This is a genomic window from Sphingomonas sp. CFBP 13728, assembly GCF_014841895.1.
In the GTDB taxonomy this organism is placed as follows: domain Bacteria; phylum Pseudomonadota; class Alphaproteobacteria; order Sphingomonadales; family Sphingomonadaceae; genus Sphingomonas.
In genome coordinates, this window is record NZ_JACYUS010000001.1 from 956,778 (window position 1) to 977,518 (window position 20,741).

At 65.6% G+C, this 20,741-nt stretch carries 19 protein-coding genes; 8 read left to right on the forward strand and 11 right to left on the reverse strand.

Annotated elements, in window-relative coordinates:
• Nucleotides 1-57: 57 nt before the first annotated feature.
• The 6 genes from IFT67_RS04170 to IFT67_RS04195 all read right to left on the reverse strand — a co-directional run bounded on the left by IFT67_RS04170 (nt 58) and on the right by IFT67_RS04195 (nt 6,033).
• Complete coding sequence (locus IFT67_RS04170; RefSeq protein WP_192145136.1) at nt 58-672, reverse strand: superoxide dismutase; 615 nt, start codon at nt 670-672, stop codon at nt 58-60.
• Between the two features lie 101 nt (nt 673-773).
• Complete coding sequence (locus tag IFT67_RS04175; RefSeq protein ID WP_192145137.1) at nt 774-1,571, reverse strand: SDR family NAD(P)-dependent oxidoreductase; 798 nt, start codon at nt 1,569-1,571, stop codon at nt 774-776.
• A gap of 15 nt (nt 1,572-1,586) precedes the next feature.
• Entirely contained in the window at nt 1,587-2,351 is a 765-nt protein-coding gene (locus IFT67_RS04180; protein WP_192145138.1) for an SDR family oxidoreductase, read from the reverse strand.
• 125 nt (nt 2,352-2,476) lie between these two features.
• Nucleotides 2,477-3,541 (reverse strand): phosphotransferase family protein, encoded by a 1,065-nt coding sequence (locus tag IFT67_RS04185; RefSeq protein ID WP_192145139.1) that lies wholly within the window; start codon nt 3,539-3,541, stop codon nt 2,477-2,479.
• A complete protein-coding gene (locus IFT67_RS04190; protein ID WP_192145140.1) occupies nt 3,538-4,620 on the reverse strand; it encodes a Zn-dependent alcohol dehydrogenase in 1,083 nt (360 codons plus the stop codon). Before IFT67_RS04190 ends, IFT67_RS04185 begins: the two co-directional genes overlap by 4 nt.
• A gap of 129 nt (nt 4,621-4,749) precedes the next feature.
• Complete coding sequence (locus tag IFT67_RS04195) at nt 4,750-6,033, reverse strand: acyl-CoA dehydrogenase family protein (protein WP_192145141.1); 1,284 nt, start codon at nt 6,031-6,033, stop codon at nt 4,750-4,752.
• 156 nt (nt 6,034-6,189) lie between these two features.
• Between IFT67_RS04195 and IFT67_RS04200 the strand changes: the two genes are divergently transcribed.
• Both IFT67_RS04200 and IFT67_RS04205 read left to right on the forward strand, forming a co-directional pair.
• On the forward strand, nt 6,190-7,434 hold the full coding sequence (locus IFT67_RS04200; RefSeq protein WP_192145142.1) for a TetR/AcrR family transcriptional regulator: 1,245 nt from the start codon (nt 6,190-6,192) through the stop codon (nt 7,432-7,434).
• A gap of 96 nt (nt 7,435-7,530) precedes the next feature.
• On the forward strand, nt 7,531-7,932 hold the full coding sequence (locus IFT67_RS04205; protein ID WP_192145143.1) for a hypothetical protein: 402 nt from the start codon (nt 7,531-7,533) through the stop codon (nt 7,930-7,932).
• A 30-nt stretch (nt 7,933-7,962) separates the two neighbouring features.
• Here the strand turns inward: IFT67_RS04205 and IFT67_RS04210 are convergent, their stop codons facing one another.
• On the reverse strand, nt 7,963-9,264 hold the full coding sequence (locus tag IFT67_RS04210; RefSeq protein WP_192145144.1) for a spinster family MFS transporter: 1,302 nt from the start codon (nt 9,262-9,264) through the stop codon (nt 7,963-7,965).
• 448 nt (nt 9,265-9,712) lie between these two features.
• Between IFT67_RS04210 and IFT67_RS04215 the strand changes: the two genes are divergently transcribed.
• On the forward strand, nt 9,713-10,408 hold the full coding sequence (locus IFT67_RS04215) for a glutathione binding-like protein (protein WP_192145145.1): 696 nt from the start codon (nt 9,713-9,715) through the stop codon (nt 10,406-10,408).
• 152 nt (nt 10,409-10,560) lie between these two features.
• Here the strand turns inward: IFT67_RS04215 and IFT67_RS04220 are convergent, their stop codons facing one another.
• Together IFT67_RS04220 and IFT67_RS04225 are read right to left on the reverse strand one after the other, a co-directional pair.
• Nucleotides 10,561-11,358, reverse strand: a complete 798-nt coding sequence (locus IFT67_RS04220) for an SDR family NAD(P)-dependent oxidoreductase (protein WP_192145146.1) — start codon at nt 11,356-11,358, stop codon at nt 10,561-10,563.
• Nucleotides 11,355-11,969: a glutathione S-transferase family protein gene (locus tag IFT67_RS04225; RefSeq protein WP_192145147.1), complete on the reverse strand. Its 615-nt coding sequence runs from the start codon at nt 11,967-11,969 to the stop codon at nt 11,355-11,357. The genes IFT67_RS04220 and IFT67_RS04225 overlap by 4 nt, the downstream gene beginning before the upstream one ends.
• A gap of 74 nt (nt 11,970-12,043) precedes the next feature.
• Here IFT67_RS04225 and IFT67_RS04230 point away from each other — a divergent pair, with 74 nt between their 5' ends.
• The 5 genes from IFT67_RS04230 (at nt 12,044) to IFT67_RS04250 (ending at nt 17,174) form a co-directional block, all read left to right on the forward strand.
• Nucleotides 12,044-13,621, forward strand: coding sequence for a class I adenylate-forming enzyme family protein (locus IFT67_RS04230; RefSeq protein WP_192145148.1), 1,578 nt, complete (start codon nt 12,044-12,046; stop codon nt 13,619-13,621).
• The gene (locus IFT67_RS04235) at nt 13,618-14,394 is read left to right on the forward strand and encodes a thioesterase family protein (protein ID WP_192145149.1); all 777 of its coding nucleotides are present in this window, start codon (nt 13,618-13,620) and stop codon (nt 14,392-14,394) included. Before IFT67_RS04230 ends, IFT67_RS04235 begins: the two co-directional genes overlap by 4 nt.
• A 126-nt stretch (nt 14,395-14,520) precedes the next feature.
• Complete coding sequence (locus IFT67_RS04240; RefSeq protein WP_192145150.1) at nt 14,521-15,024, forward strand: EF-hand domain-containing protein; 504 nt, start codon at nt 14,521-14,523, stop codon at nt 15,022-15,024.
• Between the two features lie 67 nt (nt 15,025-15,091).
• Nucleotides 15,092-15,811 carry a response regulator gene (locus IFT67_RS04245; RefSeq protein WP_107952252.1) on the forward strand — a complete coding sequence of 240 codons (720 nt, stop codon included), beginning with the start codon at nt 15,092-15,094 and terminating at the stop codon, nt 15,809-15,811.
• 10 nt (nt 15,812-15,821) lie between these two features.
• A complete protein-coding gene (locus IFT67_RS04250; protein ID WP_244647156.1) occupies nt 15,822-17,174 on the forward strand; it encodes a sensor histidine kinase in 1,353 nt (450 codons plus the stop codon).
• A 121-nt stretch (nt 17,175-17,295) separates the two neighbouring features.
• Here IFT67_RS04250 and IFT67_RS04255 read toward each other — a convergent pair whose 3' ends face one another.
• Together IFT67_RS04255 and IFT67_RS04260 are read right to left on the reverse strand one after the other, a co-directional pair.
• Nucleotides 17,296-18,585, reverse strand: a complete 1,290-nt coding sequence (locus IFT67_RS04255) for an MFS transporter (protein ID WP_107952251.1) — start codon at nt 18,583-18,585, stop codon at nt 17,296-17,298.
• A complete protein-coding gene (locus tag IFT67_RS04260; protein ID WP_342450553.1) occupies nt 18,585-20,717 on the reverse strand; it encodes a M3 family metallopeptidase in 2,133 nt (710 codons plus the stop codon). Before IFT67_RS04260 ends, IFT67_RS04255 begins: the two co-directional genes overlap by 1 nt.
• Nucleotides 20,718-20,741 lie beyond the last annotated feature (24 nt).

Sequence of the window (20,741 nt, forward strand, 5' to 3'; positions counted from 1 at the left end):
CGATACGTACGTTGCACCCTCCCCTAGCCCCTCCCGCAAGCGGGAGGGGAATTCAGGTTAGCCAGCGACCTTAGCGTAGCGCTCGCCGACGACGTCCCAGTTCACGATGTCCCACCAGGCCTTCAGATAGCCCGGACGATCGTTCTTGTACGTCAGGTAATACGCGTGCTCCCACACGTCGTTACCGAGCAGTGGCGTACCCGGCTCCTTCGCGTCGTCCATCAGCGGGTTGTCCTGGTTCGGCGTGCTCGTGACCTTCAGCTTGCCGCTCGCATCCGCGATCAGCCACGCCCAGCCCGAGCCGAACTGCCCCGCACCCTTGGTGTTGAACTCTTCCTTGAGCTTGTCGAGGCTGCCGAAGTCGCGATCGATCGCCTCGGCGAGCTTACCCGACGGTGCCTGGCCGGTCTTGGCCGCCATCGTCTTCCAGAAGAAGTCGTGGTTCCAGAAACCGCCGCCATTGTTGCGGACCAGCGGCGGCTGCGACGAGATCATGCCGAGGATGTCCTCGATCGACTTGCCGGCCAGCGCGGAGTCCTTCTCGACGCCTTCGTTCAGCTTCGCAGTGTACGCCGCATGATGCTTGTCGTGATGAAACTTCATCGTTTCCTGGTCGATCACCGGCTCGAGCGCATCGTAAGCGTAGGGCAGCGGTGGGAGTTCGAAAGCCATGGGGGTTCTCCTTTATGGGGTTGGACGCTCAACGCCCGCAGGCTCCAAATGCTCCCCACGAAGTCGTTACGCAAGCGTACCCCGCGTCTTCGCGAGCGGGATCAGGCGGCGGTCTTGCCGTATTCCTGCCGTGTCACGGGATGGCTGGACGAGAGGCCGCCGTCGACAGCGATCGCCTGGCCGTTGACGTAGCTGGCGTCGTCGGACGCGAGAAACAGCGCGACCTTGGCGAGCTCCTCGGGCTGCGCGCCGCGGTGGAGAGGGTTGAGGCGGCCGACGCGGTCCATCTTATTCGCCTCGCGTGCGTAGTCGAAGACGGGCTTGGTCATCCCGGTCTCGGTCAGGCCGGGACAGATCGCATTGACGCGGACGTTCGAGCCGGTGAGTTGTTGCGCCGAGACGGCAGCGAGGTTGATGACGCCGGCCTTCGAGGCAGAATAGGCGGGCGAGCCGGCGCCCGAGCGGATGCCCGCGACGCTGGCAGTGAGGACGATCGCTCCCTTCCCTCGCTCGGCGATCCGCGGGGCGGCATGCTTGATCGCGAGGAATGGGCCGATCAGGTTGACGCGCAATACCTCGGTGATCAGTGCGACGTCGGTGTCGAACAGGTTGGCCATGCCGCCCGAGATCCCCGCGTTGGCGAACATCACGTCGAGTCCGCCGAAGCTGTCGCAGGCGAGCGCAATGGTACGGATCACGTCCTCTTCGAGCCCGGCGTCGATGCGGATCGCCTTCGCCGTGCCGCCGGCTTGCGTGATCAGGTGCGCGGTCTCGTCCGCACCTTCGGTCTTGTCGGCGACGATGACCTTGCCCCCTTCCGCTGCAAACAGGAGCGCGGCGGCACGGCCTATGCCGGAGCCTGCGCCGGTGACGATGATGGATTTGTCCGTGAAGCGCATCGCATGGTCCTTCGGTTAGATCGTGACGCCGCCGTCGATGACCATCGTCTGGCCCGTCATGAAGTTGCTTGCCGAGGACGCCAGGAAAACGACCGCGCCCGCGATTTCTTCCGGCTCGCCGATCCGGCGGAGCGGCACGCTGGTGTTCGCTGCCTCAATCCGCTGCGGGTCTTCCCACAAGGCGCGCGCGAAGTCGGTCTTGATCAGGCCGGGGGCGATGCAGTTCACGCGGACGTTGGACGGGCCGAACTCGACCGCGAGGTTGCGCGCGAGTTGCATGTCGGCGGCCTTGCTGATGCAATAGGCGCCGATCACCGGCGAGCCGCGCAGGCCGCCGATCGAGGATATGATGATTATGCTGCCGCTGCGGCGCTCGAGCATCTCGGGCGTGACCATCTGGATCAGCCAGTGGTTGGAGACGATATTGTTGTCGAGGATCTTGCGAAACTGGTCGTCGGCGATGCCGGCTTGGGGCCCGTAATAAGGGTTCGAAGCGGCGTTGCAGACGAGGATGTCGATCTGGCCGAACTGAGCGCGGGTCTGGTCGACGAGGTGCTGAAGCCCAGGCTTGTCGGAGATGTTTGCGGCGATGGCGATCGCGGTGCCGTCGCCGTGTCTGGCGTTAAGTTCGGCAGCGATGGCGTCGCACGCTTCCTGCTTGCGACTGGAGATGACGACCTTCGCGCCGTGCTCGGCGAGTTCGCGTGCGGAGGCGAGGCCGATGCCCCGCGACGATCCAGTAACAATGGCGACCATGCCGGTCAGGTCAGATTGCGACATCTTCTACTGCTCCCCTCCCGCATGCGGGAGGGGTCGGGGGTGGGCGCCCGGCCTCCACAAACGGCGTACGATGTGGTGAGCGCGAACCCACCCCTAGCCCCTCCCGCATGCGGGAGGGGGATGAACTAAGCCCCCGCCTTCACCGCGAATCCCCAGGCAGCGTCCGCCAGACCGTGGATCTTGGCGACCGTCTTCTCCGCCTGCGCACTCGACGCAGTGCCGTCGATGATGCGCTTCTTGATGCCCTGGACGATGCCGGTCAGGCGGAAGAGGTTGTATGCGAAATACCAGTTCAGATCAGGCACGCCGTTGCGGCCGGTGGCGGCGCAATAGCGTTCGACCACCTGCTCGATCGTCGGGATGCCCGTCTCCGGCCCAGTCATTCCGAGCACGCCCGAGCGCCCTTCGGGTTCGGTCACCCAGCTCATCAGCAGATACGAGAAGTCCGCCAGCGGATCGCCCAGCGTCGACAACTCCCAGTCGAGCACCGCGATGACCTTGGGCTCGGACGGCGCGAAGATCATGTTGTCGATGCGGTAGTCGCCGTGGACAATCGATGTCCGGGTCTGCTCGGGCAATGTGCGAGGCAGCCACTCTATCAGGCGCTCAACCGACTCCATATGCTCGGTCTCGGCCGCGCGATATTGTTTGGTCCAGCGGCTGACCTGGCGCTCGAAATAATTGCCGGGCTTGCCGTACTCGCCGAGCCCCGCCGCCGCGTAATCGGTGTTGTGGAGCGCGGCGAGCGTGTCGACCATCGCCTCGTAATGCGCGGTGCGCTCAGGCGGAGTCGCACCCGGCATCGCGCCGTCCCAGATCGTCCGGCCTTCAACCATCTCCATGACGTAGAACGCCGAACCGATGACCGCCGCGTCCTCGCAGAGACCATAGGGTCGAGGCACCGGGAAGCCGTTGGGATGGAGACCCGCGATGACGCGGTATTCGCGGTCGACGGCGTGTGCGCTCGGCAGGATCGGGCCGAACGGTTTCCGGCGCAACACGTAGGCGCGCTCCGGCGTGTCGAGGCGGTAGGTCGGGTTCGACTGGCCGCCGGCGAACTTCGCGTAGGTCAGCGGCCCCGCATAGCCGGGCACGTTGGCGGTCATCCACGCGCCAAGCTTGTCGAGGTCGAGCTTGTCACGCTCCCCGACTTCGATCGTGCCGACCATGCTGGTCGATGCGTCGCTCATGAGAAAGTGATCACGCTACGGGTCGTGTCGCCGCGGCGGAGTTCGTCGAACGCGTCGTTGATCCGCTCCAGCGGCATCCGGTCGGCGATGATCGTGTCGAGATCGAGCAACCCGCGCATGTAGAAATCGACCAGCCGCGGGATGTCGACCGGGAAGCGGTTCGAGCCCATGAAGCCGCCCTGCAACCGCTTGCCCGACAGCAGGTCCATTGCCGACAGCCCGACCTTCTCGCCGAGCGGCATCATCCCGAGGATCGTCGCGGTGCCCCCGCGACGCAGGACCTTGACCGCTGTCGCCGCCGATTGCGCACGCCCGACCGCCTCGATCGCATGATGCACGCCGCCCTTGGTAATCGCGACAACCTCGTCCGCTGCGGTCTCGGACAATGCATCGATACTGTGCGTCGCGCCAAGCTTCTCCGCCATCGCGCGCTTCTCGGGGACCGGATCGAGCGCGATGATCTTCCCAGCGCCTGCAATCTTGGCCGCGTTGACCGCCGCGAGCCCGATACCGCCGCAGCCGACCACGCATACCGTCTCGCCCGGCGTCACATCCGTAGTGTTGAACACCGCCCCTGCCCCGGTGGTAATCGCGCAGCCGAGCAATGCCGCGCGGTCCATCGGCATGTCCCGGTCGATCGCCACGCACGCGTGTTCGTGGACCAGCATCATTTCCGCGTAGGCGCTGAGGTTCAGCATCTGCGCGATCGGCCGATCGCCGAGCATGAGCCGCGGTGCGGCGCCCTTGGGACGGCGCACGCTGGCATCGATGCACAGCGACATCCGGCCGGTGACGCAGAACTCGCACTGACCGCAGAAGGCCGAGAGGCACGTCACGACATGGTCGCCGACCTTCACGCCGCGCACTTCGTCACCGACCGCCTCGACCACGCCGCAAGCCTCGTGCCCCGGGATAGTCGGCATAGCATGCGGATAGGCGCCATCTACGAAATGCAGGTCGGACCGGCACACGCCGACCGCGACCGTGCGGATCAGCACCTCGTGCGCGGTCGGCTTCGAGACGGTGACATCCTCGATGCTGAGCGGGGTGTTGGCTTCGAAAAGGACTGCGGCTTTCATGGGTAGTCAGGCTCCGAAAATTGGCGGGCGGACAATCAAAAATTCCGTTCGTCCTGAGCGCAGTCGAAGGACATTGCCCCAAGCGAGCCGGTCCTTCGACTTCGCTCAGGACGAACGGGAAGGATGGGCTTACCGGCTCGCCCCGACATCCCCGCTGGACACGCCACCCTTGCGGAAGTCGCCGTATTTCCCGAACTCGTTCCGCGCGATCGAGCGGTTGTGGACCTCGTCCGGACCGTCCGCGAACCGCAGCGTCCGCATCGCCGCCCAGTCGTGCGCCAACCGAAAATCGCCAGACACGCCGCCGCCGCCATGCGCCTGGATCGCATCGTCGAGGATCCGCAACGCCATGTTCGGCGCAGCGACCTTGATCATCGAGATCTCGATCTGCGCGGACTTGTTGCCCGCCTTGTCCATCATGTCGGCAGCCTTGAGGCAGAGCAAACGAGTCATCTCGATGTCGATCCGCGCGGTGGCGATGCGCTCCTCCCAGACCGAGAAGTCTGCGATCCGCTTGCCGAACGCGACCCGGTCGAGCAGTCGCCGCGCCATCGCCTCGATCGCAGTTTCCGCAACACCGATGGTGCGCATGCAGTGATGGATACGACCCGGCCCAAGCCGCCCCTGCGCGATCTCGAACCCGCGCCCTTCGCCGAGCAGCACGTTCTCCACCGGCACGCGGACGTTCTCCAGTACGACTTCGCCATGCCCATGAGGCGCGTGGTCATAGCCATACACCGACAGCATCCGCTTGATCGTCACGCCGGGCGTATCCATCGGCACGAGAATCTGGCTCTGCTGCTGGTGCCGCGATCCCTCGAACGACGTCTTGCCCATCACGATCGCGATCTTGCAGCGCGGATCGCCGACGCCCGACGACCACCACTTAGTCCCGTTGATGACGTAATGATCGCCATCGCGCACCATCGACGTCTCGATATTGGTCGCATCCGACGACGCCACCGCGGGCTCGGTCATCAGGAACGCCGAGCGGATCTCGCCGCGCATCAACGGCCCGAGCCACGTCTCCTTCTGGTCGCGCGTGCCATAGCGGTGAAACACCTCCATGTTGCCGGTATCGGGTGCTGAACAGTTGAAGCACTCGCTCGCCCAGCCGACCTTGCCCATCTCTTCCGCACATAACGCATATTCGAGATTGGTCAGCTGCGTGCCTTCGAACGCGAACGAATCGTCTACATGCGTCTGGCCCGAATGCGGCGGCATGAAGAAATTCCAGAGCCCGGCCGCCTTGGCCTTCTCCTTCATCTCCTCGATCACCGGAATGACCTTCCAGCGCTCACCTTCATGGGCTTGCGTGTCGTAATCAGCCTGCCGCGGGCGGATATTCTGGTTGATGAAATCCCGGACCCGATCCCGGAAATACGTCTCTCGTTCGCTCAGCGTGAAATCCATGCGGGCTCTCCGTTCGTCGTCGCTTTGGAGGCGAGTTAGACCATACCGCACATTCGGTAAAGCGTACGCGGCAGTACGGAAAGCATGTTTTCAAGTCCGCCCTGAAACCGCCTAAAAAGCACTGTATCTTCAAATCGAAGCTGTTAGGGTGTTTCGATGAAGGTTCCGGCAGAGGCCAGCGACGAGAGCGAACAGGGGACCAAGCGCTTCCGTGCGAAGCGTGACGCGATCCTCGCCGCGGCGGCAGAAGCGATCAACGAACAGAGTGCCAAGGGCATGACGTTCGCGGACGTGGCTCGGCGCGTCGGGCTCAACACGACGAGCGTTACCTATTATTTCAAGCGCAAGGAAGACCTCGCGGCGGCGGCGTTCGAGAACACGCTCGAATCGCTGATCGCGATGCTCGACGTCGCGGCCGAAGAAGCAACGCCGGAGGAACGCGTTCGGCGCTATCTCGCGCTCAACATGGACCGGCTCGGGCGGATCCAGCGCGGCGAGGAGAAGGCGTTCGCCGTCCTTTCCGATCTGCGCGCGACCGAAGAGCCGATGCGCGGCCGCCTGATGGCGGGCTGGCGCGAGGTGTTCCGCCGCACGCGGCTGTTGTGGGGGCCGACTTCGTCGCGTGCGCAGACCGATCTCAATGGCGCACGCGCGCATGTGCTGCTCGAGAATACGTTCTGGCTGCCGATCTGGCTGACGCGGTACGAGCCCGATCAATATGGCCGTGTCGAGGAACGGCTGATGGACGTGTTCGCACACGGCATCGCCGGCAAGAACGCCAAATGGTCCCCTACCCTGCTCGATCTCAGCCATGACGAGGCGGAGCCGGGGCGCGAGGCGTTCCTGCTCGCCGCGACGCGCCTGATCAACGAGCTCGGCTATCGCGGCGCCTCGGTGCAGAAGATCGCGTCCGAGCTGAACGTGACCAAGGGCAGCTTCTACCACCATCTCGATGCGAAGGACGACCTCGTCATCGCGTGCTACCGCCGCAGCTTCGACACGATCGCCGATGCGCAGAGCCGCGGCGAGGCCGAGGGCGGAAGTTACTGGCACAAATTGTCGAGCACCGTCGCTACGCTGCTCGACGTGCAGTTCGCCGAGCGCGGGCCGTTGCTCCGCACCACCGCGCTGAGCGGCCTGCCGGTCGGCGTGCGCAACGCGATGGTCGATCGCTCGAACGGCATCGCGCGACGCTATGCGGGCATGATGATGGACGGCATCGGCGAAGGCTCGATCCGCGCGGTCGATGCGCTGATCGCCGCACAGGCGTTGATGGCACTCCAGAACGCCGCGTTCGACATGCGAAAATGGGCCTCAACCATGCCGCGCGAGCGGGCGATCGCGATGTACGCCTCGACGCTGATGTTCGGGCTGTTCGATGATCGGATGGCGCAGGGCTGACCGATCGCCTCGGACTGGCGTGCGATCGAAGCCGGATCGAGTTGGTTACGCCGCGTTAACGGCTGGTCGCCAGTCCGGAGCCTCCACGGAGGCTGCATGCACACCATCACGACCGATCTTGAGACGGGCATCATCGAGGTCGACGCGTCGGGCTTCTGGACGATCGAGCATGTCGAGAACTTCCTGCGCGACCTGGAGCGTGAGGGACGGCCCGTGCTGGCGACGGGCAAGCGCCACGTACTGCTCTGCAATTTCTCGAAATCCGCGATCCAGCCTCAAGAGGTGATCGCGATGCTGCAACGCGTGGCGGTTTCGATGCCGCTCAAGTCGCGCAAGGTGGCACTGTATACCGAGGGCAAGCTGGCGCGATTGCAGGTGAAGCGGATCGCGTCGGTGCGCGACGACATGGCGGTGTTCGATGACCGCGAGTCGGCACTGGCCTGGATGCTGGCGGAGGCTCCGGTCCACCCGGATGCAACCTCCCCTCCGTCAGCCTGACGAAAGTCAGGATAACGGCGAAAGGGGGCACTATGCCGCCGCATCCTCCACGCGCTTGAGCAGGACGCCTGCGCGCCAATAGTGGAACAGCGCCCAGGGGGTCATCAGCACGATGATGATCAGCGCGTAGCGCAGCGAATCCGCGCCGAACCCGGGCTTGAGCAGATCGCTGAGCCACCCGACCAGCGTCGGCCCGAGCCCTAGCCCGACCAGGTTGATCACCAGCAGCGTGATCGCCGCCCACATCGCGCGGATCTGCAACGGGGCGAGGTGCTGAATCAGCGCGAAGCTCGGCCCCAGATACGAATTGGCGAAGATCAGCGAGACGAAATAGCTGCCGATCGCGATCGCCGGCGCATCGATCAGGTAGAAGGCGAGCGCGAACGGGAGCGACAGGCCCTTCATCACGAGGACGACCCAAGCCTGGACGTGCAGCCCGTGACGTTTTGCGAGCACGTCCGCGATCTTGCCGCCTGCGAGCGCAGAGATCGCGCCGAACAGCGCCCCCGGCAGCGCGATATAGCGCGAGATGTCGAGCATCGAGATGCCAAGCGAACGCTGGATGTAGCTCGGCCCCCAGCCGGTCAGCGCGTAACCGATCATCGACGTCAGCGTGACGCCGACCACCAGATGCCGCGCGGGGGCACTCGCCCACATCGACGCGAACCCTTGCGCGACGCTCGGCATCGGCGTCGCCACCGAGCGGGCGGCGTCGGACAGCCCACGGCGCGGCTCGACCATGAACAGGCGCACCAGGATGGCCAGCGCGATCCCCGGCAGACCGACGGTCATCATCGCGATCCGCCAGCCGTACGAGTGCGCGACGACCCCGCCGATCAGCGTGCCGAAGCCTGCGCCGAGCACGACGCCGAGCGAATACACCGCCATCGCACTCGCGCGTTTCTCGGGCGGGTAGAGATCGGCGATGATCGAATGGCTGGGCGGGCTCGATCCCGCCTCGCCGATGCCGACGCCGATCCGGAACAGCATCAACTGCGTGAAGTTCTGTGCGAGCCCGCATAGCGCGGTCATCGCGCTCCAGATCGTCAGGCTGGCGGCGATGATGTTGCGCCGACTGGTCCGATCCGCGAGTCGCGCGACCGGGATACCGAGCGTCGCGTAGAAGATCGCGAACACCAATCCGGAGAGCAAACCGAGCTGCGTATCGGTCAGCAGCAGGTCCGCCTTGATCCGCTCGAGCAGGATCGCGAGGATTTGGCGGTCCATGTAGCTGAAGAAATAGGTGAAGGTGAGCAGCGCGAGCGTCAGGCCCCGTCGCTTCATCGCCAGCGTGTCGGCGATCTCGGGATGGGACTGATACGCTGCGGCCATCGGCAATACCTCGAAGTCGAAACAGGCCTTACGCTAGGGCAAACCAGGCGTACCAGACAAGCTAAAGCTGAATTTCGTGCCGACTTGCGGCGACCCGATGCGTAGCTGTGACAAGCGGAAATACACCCGAGAAGCAGAGGCTTGCGATTTTGGCGATACGACCGGTGTTTCGTGAGAAGGACGGCGGAAGATGCGTCCTCGTTCGGGTCGCTCTTCCGCCTTATCCCCTCTCCAACGTCGTGGCCGGGCTCGTCTCCCCATCGTCGGTGGAGTAAGCGTCCGGGCAATCTGAATACCGGGTATGCGGCCCTCTCGCATAGATTCGCGGCGTTGCAAAGCATCTTTTCCCTACCGCATCCGCCGAGATCGAATCCCGGGCGCGCAGCTCGCTTGCCGACGACGCCCCCCTGCCCCATCTGCCGAGCGACACAATCGCTGGAGCATTCCGATGATCGACCTGTTTTACTGGCCCACGCCGAACGGCCACAAGATCACGCTGTTTCTTGAAGAAGCCGGGCTCGACTACACGATCAAGCCGATTAACATCGGTACCGGCGAGCAGTTCGCCGCCGACTTCCTCAAGATCGCGCCGAACAACCGGATGCCGGCGATCGTCGATCACGCGCCGACCGACGGCGGCGAGCCGATCGCGATCTTCGAATCGGGCGCGATCCTGCTGTATCTGGCCGAAAAGACGGGCAAGTTCGGCGGCAGGGATTTGCGGGGCCGGACCGACGTGACGCAGTGGCTGATGTGGCAGATGGGCGGGCTTGGCCCGATGCTCGGGCAGAACCACCATTTCAACCGCTATGCACCCGAGAAGATTCCGTACGCGATCGACCGGTACGTGAAGGAAACCAACCGCCTGTACGGCGTGCTCGACCGCCGGCTTGAGGGGCGCGACTTCATTGCAGGCGACTATTCGATCGCGGACATGGCGGCGTATCCGTGGATCGTGCCGCATGAAGCGCAGGGTCAGCGGCTCGAGGATTTCCCGAATTTGAAGCGCTGGTTCGAGGCGATCGCGGCGCGGCCGGCGACGATCTCCGCGTATGAGAAGGGCAAGGCGATCCACGATACGAGCGTGCCGATGACCGACGCGGCGAAGAAGATGCTGTTCGGACAGACTGCGGCGACGCGGTAGGAGGCGTGGCGGGATGGCTTGGGGAGCGCTGTTTACGCGCTCCCTTGATCCCGCCCAGGCATGCTTCCTTGCTCATCTCGAGCACCGCCCCGGCGAAGGCCGGGGTTCAATCCGATGTTGCTCGATGGCGGCTTGGCTCCATCACTGCTACTTCACTCCTCGCGTCCCGGTCTCCGCGACAGCGCGACATCCAGATGCCCGCCGCCATCCAGCAACAGCACCTCGCCCGTCATCGCTCGGCTCATCGGGTCGAGCAGCATCTCGATCGGCCCCGCGACATCGTCGGGCCCGGTGGCGAACCCCATCGGCACCGACGCCGCGACCTTCGCGTTGAGCTTGGCGAATCCTTCATCGCCGAGGCGCTTCTCGTACCAGCCGGTCGCGACATAGCCCGGCGCGACCGCGTTGACGCGGATCTCGGGCGCCAGGACACGCGCGAGGCTTTTGGTCACCGTCACGAGCCCGCCTTTCGAAGCGGCGTAGGCGACCGAAGAGCCCATTCCGAACACGCCCGCGACGCTGGCCACGTTGACGACCGCCCCGAACGGACTTGCGCGCAACGCGGGTACGCACGCGCGGACCATCTGGAACGGCGCGACCGTATTGAGCCGGTAGATGTCGACGAAGTCCTCCGCGTCGAGCGCATCGAGATCCTCATGGGCCGCGAACTTCGTCCGGCCGGCGTTGTTGACGAGGAAATCGATCCGCCCGAACGCGTCGGTCGCTGCCCCGGCAAGCATGCGGCAGGCGGCGTCCTCGACGATGTCGGCCTGCACCGCGATCGCGCCCTGCCCCACTTCCGCGGCGAGCGCCTCGGCGTCGTCGCGGCTGGTCGCATAGTTGATGACGCAGCGAACGCCGCGCGCCGCCAGTCGCCGCACGACCGCCGCGCCGATCCCGGTACCACCGCCGGTGACGATCGCGACGGCGCCTTCGATGCTGGCGCTCATGCCTGTGCACTCGGACGGGCGGAGGCGCGAGCATGCCAGGCCTTGAGGTGCGTGAGGTCGTCCGGCATGTGCACGCCGACGAACCGCGCGAAGTCGACCGTGGTCAGCAAGACGATATCGGCCATCGTGTAGCGCTCGCCGTCGAGCCAGTCGCGGCCATCGAGCGCGTGATCGAACTCCGCCATCGCCGCCAGCACGCGCTGACGCTGGCTCCCGCCGAACTCGGTATATTGCGGCTGGACGATCCGCGGGGTCCAGGGATGCGTGTGCAGCCACACCATCGACAACGGCGTCATCAACCGCAGTTCGATCCGCCGCGTCCACATGTCGATCTCGGCGATATTGTGCGCGCCGTGGCCGAACAGCGGGGGATCGGGATGGAGGACTTCGAAATACCGGCAGATCGCGACGCTCTCGGTCAGCACGCGACCATCGTCGAACGCCAGGGCCGGCGTCTGGCCGAGCGAATTGACCGACAGGAAGGCGTCCGACCGGTGTTCCGCCTTTGGAATCGAGATCTGCGCCATCGGCACGCGGATGTGCTTTTCCGCCAGGAAGATGCGGACGCGGCGCGGGTTGGGCGCTGGCAATGCGCTATCGTAGAACAGCAAGAGCGTCCCCTTGGCATCTGTTTTCGAATATACCGTATGGCATTGCCGGACGCGTTCGCCTAGCGATGCGTCGCATGACGACCGCTGCAGACATGCTCGCCACGGGCTTTGCCACCCTCCCCGATTTGATCCGTGCGCATGCGCTGGAACGCGGCGATAGGACAGCCGTTGCCGACGCGCAGGGCAGCATCGACTATCGAACGCTCGACGCGATGATGGACCGGGTGGCGGCGGCATTGCAGCGCGACGGGGTTGTGCCGGGGAGCGCGGTGGCGATCGTCGCGGCGCCGACGACCGACTATGCGGCGGCATTCCTTGGTACGGTACGCGCGGGGTGCGTCGCGACGCCGATCGCACCGTCCGCAACGCCGGCGGCGATCGCGGCGATGATTGCGGATAGCGGCGCGCCGTTGGTGTTCCTCGATGCGGAAAATGCGCGGGCGTTGGAAGGGCAGCTCCTAACGGCTCGCATAGTGTTGTTCTCCCGCGAATGCGGGGGCCCAGGCTGCGCTCCCGCCTTCGCGGGAGAACAATCTTTTGAGGCGTGGCTCACGCCTCCAGAGACCAGGCCAACCCCCGTCCCAATCGGCCCCGAAGACCCGTTCAACATCATCTACTCGTCCGGCACGACCGGTACCCCCAAGGGCATCGTCCAGAGCCACGCGATGCGCTGGGCGCACGTCTCCCGCAACACGGCGGCGGGGTTCGACACCGCGGTCACGATGATCGCCACGCCGCTCTATTCGAACACGACGCTGGTCAGCTTCCTGCCGACGCTCGGCTGGGGCGGCACCGTCGTGCTGATGGGCAAGTTCGATGCGCGCGCCTATCTCGAACTCGCGCAGCGATACCGCGCGACGCATACGATGCTGGTCCCGGTGCAGTATCAGCGGATCATGGCGCTGCCCGACTTCGACAGCTTCAACCTGTCGGCATTTCGCTTCAAGACCAGCACCAGCGCGCCGTTCTCCGCGGCGTTGAAGGCCGACGTCGTCGCGCGCTGGCCGGGCGTGCTCGTCGAATTCTACGGCATGACCGAAGGCGGCGCGAGTTGTGCGCTGAACGCGACGGCGAGCCCGACCAAGCTCCACACCGTCGGCCAGCCGATGCCGGGGCACGAAATTCGCCTGATCGACGATGACGGCGTCGAGGTCGCGCCCGGCGAGATGGGCGAGGTCGTCGGCCGCAGCCCGGCGATGATGAACGGCTATCACGGCCGATCGGCGGCGACGCGCGACGCCGAATGGCATGACGCCGACGGCAACCGCTACATCCGCCACGGCGACGTCGGACGGTTCGACGAGGACGGTTTCCTGACGCTGATGGATCGGAAGAAGGACCTGATCATCTCGGGCGGGTTCAACATCTATCCATCGGATCTGGAAGCGGTAATGGCGCAGCACCCGGCGGTGGCGGATTGCGCGGTGATCGGCGTGTCATCCGAGGCATGGGGTGAGACGCCGGTAGGCTTCTACGTGCGACGCGATGGCGTAATCGAGGATGCCCCCGTGATCCTCGCCTGGGTGAACGGCCAGCTCGGCAAGACGCAACGCCTCTCCGCGCTCCATGTCGCCGACGAGCTACCCCGCAGCGCGATCGGCAAGGTGCTCAAGCGCGAACTTCGCGACAGGCTGGGAGCGGCCGCCGCATGACCAGTCTGAAACAGGCGATCGACGCGCTCGAGCCGATCGAGGGCGGCTGGCGCGGGACGGTGCCCGAGAACTGGTTGCAGGGCCGCACCGCTTATGGGGGCTTCTCCGCCGCACTCGCGCTGCATGCCGCGCAGAAATCGGACATCGATCTGCCGCCGCTCCGATCCGCGCAGGTGTCGTTTATCGGGCCCCTCTCCGGCGACATTGTGATCCGTGCCACCCTGTTGCGGCGCGGGCGCAACGCCGCGTTCGTCCAGGCGGATGTCGAGAGCGAGGCCGGGCTCGGGCTGCGCGCGACGTTCGTGTTCATGGGCGCGGTCGCGTCACGCGTGGATCACCAGACCGGCAGCGCGCCCGACTTTCCGATGCCGGAGCCCGATACGCGGACGTTTCGCGGGACCAGCGCGGTGGCGTTCTCACGGAACTTCGACCTGCTCGATCGTCGCGACGAGAGTGTCGGGCCGGCCGAATGGCTGCGCTGGGTGCGGCTGGCCGAGCGTGACGGGCTCGATCCGATGGTCGAGCTCGTCGCGGTCGCGGATTGCCTGCCGCCATCCGCGCTGAAACTGCTCGGCGGCCCCGCCCCGCTCAGTTCGATGACGTGGCTGCTCAACATTCTCGGTCCGCAGCCGGTGACGCGCGATGGCTGGTGGCTGCTCCGCGCGACCACCGATTACGTACGCGAGGGCAGTTCGAGCCAGCAGATGGCGATCTGGAACGCGGACGGCACACCGGTCGCCGAACAGATGCAGAGCGTCGCGATCTTCGCCTAGTCCGACTAGCACGCCCCTGACATATCTTGCGACACATTGGTGGACGGGCGGCAAAACCCTGCGACAACCGGGGTTTAGAACGACGGTCATTCGATGGGAATTCGTCCCACTCCGCTGGAGACCGACATGCGCAAGACCGTACTCACCCTGATGCTCGCCGCCAGCGCGATCACGTCCGCCGCTAGCGCGCAAACGCCTACCACTCCGCGACCGCCGATGCGCCAGGATGCGAACCAAGACGGCGTCGCCACCCGCGCGGAAGCGATCGCGCAGGCCGACGCCCGCTTCGCGCAGATGGATACCGACCATGACGGCCGGATCACCGCCGGCGAGATGCGCGCGTACCGCGAGGCGCTGCACGACCGGGTGGTGGCCAGCGGTCGCGACGTCCCCGTGCCGCCGCCGGGCGGTCGCAAGCATGACGGCACGGGTCGGCGGATGGATCCGAACGGCGACGGCAGCGTGACGCGCGAAGAGTTCGAGGCGCGCGCGCTCAAGCGGTTCGACCGGATGGATGCCAATCACGACGGCACGATGGACGCGACCGAGCGCGCCAACGCCGCCGAGATGCGCCACGTCGACCGGCGCGAACGCCGCAACGGCGTGACCCCGCCCGCGCCTGCTCAATAATTTGGAGGAGGGGAGCATCGGGCGTCGATGCTTCCCCTGGACAGCCGCCATGCTAGACACTGCCCCGATGGGAGATATGCCGCACCTGCTGCTCGTCGACGACGAGCGCTCGATCCGCGAGCCGCTGGCCGTGTACCTCACCAAGCAGGGGTTTCGCGTCACGCAGGCAGGCGACGCGGAGGCGGCGCGGACGCGGCTGACGGCGTATGCGATCGATCTCGTCATCCTCGACATCATGATGCCGGGCGAGGACGGGCTGTCGCTGTGCCGCCACATCGCCGCGACCAGCGACGTGCCGGTGATCCTGCTGACCGCGCGCGCGGAGGAGACCGACCGGATCGTCGGTCTCGAAATGGGCGCGGACGATTACGTCGTGAAGCCGTTCTCGCCGCGCGAACTCGCGACGCGCGTGAAGGTGATCTTGCGCCGCGCGACGGCGGGCGGATCGCGCCAGCATGCGCCGGAGAGCAGCTCCTACGGGTTCGCTGGCTGGGTGCTGAAATCGGGCGAGCGTGCGCTGATCGACCGCGAGGGCGTGTCGGTGCCGCTGTCGACCGGGGAGTACAACCTGCTGCTCGCGCTCGTCACGCGCCCGCGCCAGGTCCTGACCCGCGACCAGTTGCTCGACCTGACGCAGGGGCGCGAGGCGGCGGCGTTCGACCGCGCGATCGACAACCAGATCAGCCGGTTGCGCCGGAAGATCGAGGCGGATGCGAAGACGCCCGAGCTGATCAAGACGGTCTGGGGCGGCGGCTATACGCTGGCGGCCGAAGTCACCCGCCTGTGATCCGGTCCGTATGACGCGGTTCAAACCCTGGCCGCGCAGCCTCGCCGGCCAGATGGCGCTGCTAATCGCGCTCGCGCTGTTCGTCGCGCAGGTCATCAACTTCGGGCTGATCCTGCGCGATCGCATGGAGTTTCGTCTCGCGCAGGCGACACGTCCGGTGGCCACGCGGATCGCCGATGCGCTCGACCGGGAGGCGCATGCCGGACGGCCGCTGACTCCCGATCGCGGGAGAGTGCGCCGCGTCGCTGCGGATCCGATCCCGCAGGCCGCGTACGAACGTCACCCCGAAGTCGCGGTCGAACTGCGCCGCCAGCTTGCAGAGCAGGGCGTGCGGGTCGGCCGGATCGACACCGGCCTGCGTCCGCCGTCGGACCGCGACTATGACGACGACGACCGTCACGGTGCACGCAACCGCCGGGGCGATCGCGATGGCACCGCGCTGTTGATCGCGGTCGAACAGCCGGGGCGCGGCTGGCTGACGGTCACTGCGCCATGGCCGCAACCGGGGTCGCGCCTGCTGATCGCGTTGCTGACCCAGACCGCGATCCTCTACATCATCGTGCTGCTCCCCGTGCTCTGGATCGTTCGGCGGCTCTCGCGCCCCTTGCGCAACCTGCGCTTCGCGGCGGAACGCTTCCGGCCCGGCGAGCCCGGCACGCCGATGCCCGCCGAAGGCCCCGACGACGTCGCCGCGCTGATCACCGCCTTCAATGCACTGCGGCTGCGCGTGACGGGGATGCTCGACGAGAAGGACCGGATGCTCGGCGCGATCGGCCATGATCTGCGCACGCCGCTGGCGGCTTTGCGGGTCCGCATCGAATCGGTGGAGGACGATACCGACCGAGCACGGATGATCGATACGGTGGCGGAGATGAACCGGACGCTCGACGACATCCTGTCGCTGGCACGGCTCGGGCGGCCAAGCGAACCGCTGACCGACGTCGACCTTGCGGCGCTGGTCGATGCGGTGGTCGAGGATTTCCGCGATATCGGCAGCGATGTCAGCTTCGTCGAGACGGAGCGGTTGCGGATGCATCTGCGCCCCTCGCTGATCCGCCGCGCGGTCCGCAATCTGATCGAGAATGCGATCAAATACGGCGTGTCGGCGGAAGTGCGTGTCGAGGCGGGGGCGAAGACCGTGGCGATCGTCGTAGCGGACCAGGGCCCCGGTATCCCGGAGGATCGGATGGGCGACGTGTTCGACGCGTTTACGCGGTTGGAGAGTTCGCGGAACCGGGAAACCGGGGGGATTGGGTTGGGCTTGGCGCTGGCCCGCGCGATCGTGCGGGAGGCTGGTGGCGAGATCCGGCTGGTCAATCGCGCAGCTGGTGGGCTCGACGCAATCATCGAACTCCCGCGCTAGCTAAACTGCCCCCCCTCTCCCCTCCGGGAGAGGGTCGGGATGAGGGGCAGCCAAGCAGCGGTTCGCTTGGAACAGCCCCTCACCCCAGCCCTCTCCCCGAAAGGGAGAGGGAGCAGTAAGTTTAATCCTCGACGATCTGACTGTTCGTCCGCGTGTCCTTCATCCGCAGATACACGACCAGCGACACCGCGATCATCGCCGTCACATACCAGTAGAAGCCGCGTTCGAATCCCGCGCCCTTAAATTTCAGCGCGACGAATTCCGCGGTCCCGCCGAACAGCGTATTCGCCAGCGCATAGGGCAAGGCGACGCCCAGTGCGCGGATATGCGCCGGGAACAGCTCCGCCTTCACGACTGCGTTGATCGACGTGTAGCCCGTCACGATCACCAGCGCCGCCATCACCAGCAACCCGGCATAGATCGGGTTGGTCGCGGTCTCCAGCGCAGCGAAGATCGGATAGGTGAACAGCACGCCGGCAATACCGAACCCGACCATCAGCGGTTTCCGCCCGATCTTGTCCGAAAGCCCGCCCGCGATCGGCTGCAACAGCATGAACACGAACAGCGTCGCGGCGTTGATCTGGCTCGCCACTTCGCGGCTGAACCCGCTGGTGTTGACCAGGAACTTCTGCATGTAGATCGAGTAGGCGTAGAAGGCGAGCGTACCGCCCGCGGTCAGCAGCATCACCGTGATCGTCTCGCGCGGATGCTTGGTGATCAACTGGATGAAGCCCGACTTGGGCTTGCCGTCGCCCGCATCGGCCTTGGCATTCTCGAAGCTCTGCGTCTCGGCAAGGCCACGACGGATGTAGAACACGACCACGGCGAGCACCGCGCCGATCGCGAACGGGATGCGCCAGCCCCAGGAATCGAGCGCCGCCTCGCTCATCGTCGACTGCAGGATCAGCAGCACGCAGATCGCGAGCAGCTGGCCCGAGATCAGCGTGACGTACTGGAACGACGAGAAGAACCCGCGGCGGTTCTTGCCCGCCATCTCGGTCAGATACGTCGCCGACGCGCCGTATTCGCCACCGACCGACAGCCCCTGCATCAGCCGCGCGATCACCAGCATCGTCGGCGCGAAGACGCCGATCGTTTCATAGCCCGGCGTACACGCGATAATCAGCGAGCCGGCACACATCAGCGTGACCGACACCGTCAGCCCCGCCTTGCGTCCGTGCCGATCGGCGTAGATGCCCATGATCCACGCGCCGATCGGCCGCATCAGGAAGCCGACCGCGAAGACCGCCGCCGTGCTGAGCAACTGCGCGGTGCGATCGGTCGACGGGAAGAAATGCGGCGCGAAATACAATGTGAAGGCGGAATAGACGTACCAGTCGAACCATTCGACCAGGTTGCCGGTCGATCCACCGATGATCGCCTTGAGGCGCGTTTTCTGATCGGGTGCCATTACTTCGTCCCCTGCGGAGCTTGTGTCGGAAAGCCGCGCTTCTTGAGCAGCGCGTTCACGTCCGGATCACGTCCCCGGAACGCGCGATACGCCTCGGCGCGGTCGGTCTCGTTGCCGGTCGACAACAGGATCTTGGCGAACCTGTCCGCCGTCGGCTTGTCCCACGGGCTGCCCGCCTCTTCGAATGCCGCGAAGGTGTCGGCATCCATCGTCTCCGACCAGAGATAGCTGTAATAGCCCGCCGAATAGCTGTCCGACGCGAACAGGTGCTGGAACTGCGGCACGCGGTGACGCATCACCAGCTGCTTCGGCATGCCGATCTCGGCGAGCGTCGCGGCCTCGAACTTGTCGGGGTCGATGACGCCGTCGGGCACGGTATGGATCTTCATGTCGACGATCGCCGACGACAGGTATTCCGCGGTCTTGAAGCCTTCGTTGAACTTGCTCGACTGCTCGATCTTGTCGAGCAACGCCTGCGGCATCGCCGCCTTGGTCTGGTAATGCCGCGCGTATTTGTCGAGCACGTCGCGGGTCAGCAGCCAATGCTCGTTCACCTGGCTCGGATATTCGACGAAGTCGCGCGGCGTGCCGGCGAGCCCCGGATAATAGACGTTCTGGAGCATCGCGTGGATCGCGTGGCCGAACTCGTGGAACAGCGTCTGCGCATCGTCGAGGCTGATCAGGATCGGCTCGCCGGGCGCGCCCTTGGCGAAGTTGTTGTTGTTCGACGAGAGCACCAGCTGCGCCGGCGCTAGGCCCCGCTGCCCACGATACGTGTTCGCCCAAGCCCCCGATCGCTTGCCGGTCCGCGCGAAATCGTCGCGGTAGAACAGCCCGACGTCCTTGCCGTTCTTGTCGGTGACGCTCCACACGCGCATGTTCGGCTCGAACACCGGAACGGTGCCGGTGATCTCCTTGAAGTCCAGCCCGTACAGCCGGTTGGCGGCGTAGAGCGAACCCTGGATGATGTTGCCGAGCTCGAAATACGGCTTCAGCTGCGCCTGATCCAGGTCGTACCGGGCTTTGCGCACCTTCTCCTGGTAGAAGCGGTAATCCCATGGCTCGATCGTCAGCGAGGTGCCGGCGACCTTCTGCATGTCCGCGACTTCCTCGGCTACGCGTGCCTTCGCGGCGGGCCAGACCCGCATCATCAGGTCCATCGCCGCGGCGGGCGTCTTCGCCATCGTGTCCTGCATTCGCCAGTCGGCATGCGTCTTGAACCCGAGCAGGTGCGCGCGGTCGGCACGCAGCTTCACGATCTGCGCGATCGTCGCGTTGGTGTCGTTCGCATCGCCATTGTCGCCGCGATTGACGAACGCGCGCCACACCTTCTCGCGGAGTGCACGGTCGGTCGCGTAGGTCAGCACGGGATCGACCGCGGACCGCGTATTGACGATCGCGAAGCCCGGCAGCTTCCGCTCGGTCGCAGCGGCCTTGGCCACCGCCTTCACGCTGTCGGGCAAGCCGGCGAGTTGTGCCTCGTCGGTGACCGAGATGGCCTTGCTCTCGTCGGCGAGCAGCTTCTCGCCGAAGGTCGAGAACGCAGTCGCAAGCTGCTGATTATACTGCGAAAGCTGCGCCTTCTGCGCGTCGGTCAGCTTGGCGCCCTGGCGTACATAGCTATCGTAGATCCGCGTCACGAGGCGGATCTGCTGCGCATTCAACCCGCTCGAATTGCGGCCTGCGTAGATCGCCTGGATCCGCGCGAACAGCGGCTTGTCGAACGTGATCGCATCCGACGCCGCGGAGAATTTGGGCGACCATTCGCGATCGAGCTTCTGATAGGCCGGCGTGTTCATGTTGCCGGTCATCACGCCAAACAGCGTCATCACCTGGCCGTAGCGCTTGCCGGCCAACTGCATCGGCACGATCGTGTTGGCGAAGGTCGGCTTGGCGGGATTGTCGGCGATTCTGCGGTACTCCGCGGTCCGCTCGGCCAGCGTCGTCTCGAACGCCTGCGGGAACAGCTCGGGGCGAACCTTGTCCCACGGCGGCACTCCGCCCAGCGGACCGGTCCAGTCGGCCAGCAACGGGTTCGCGGCGGGTGTCGTGGACGTCGCACCAGTCTGCGCGACGATCGACGTAGACGCCATTAACGCAACGGCGCTGGCGGCGAGGTATAGAAACTGCACATGGATCTCCCGGTCAATGTCCCG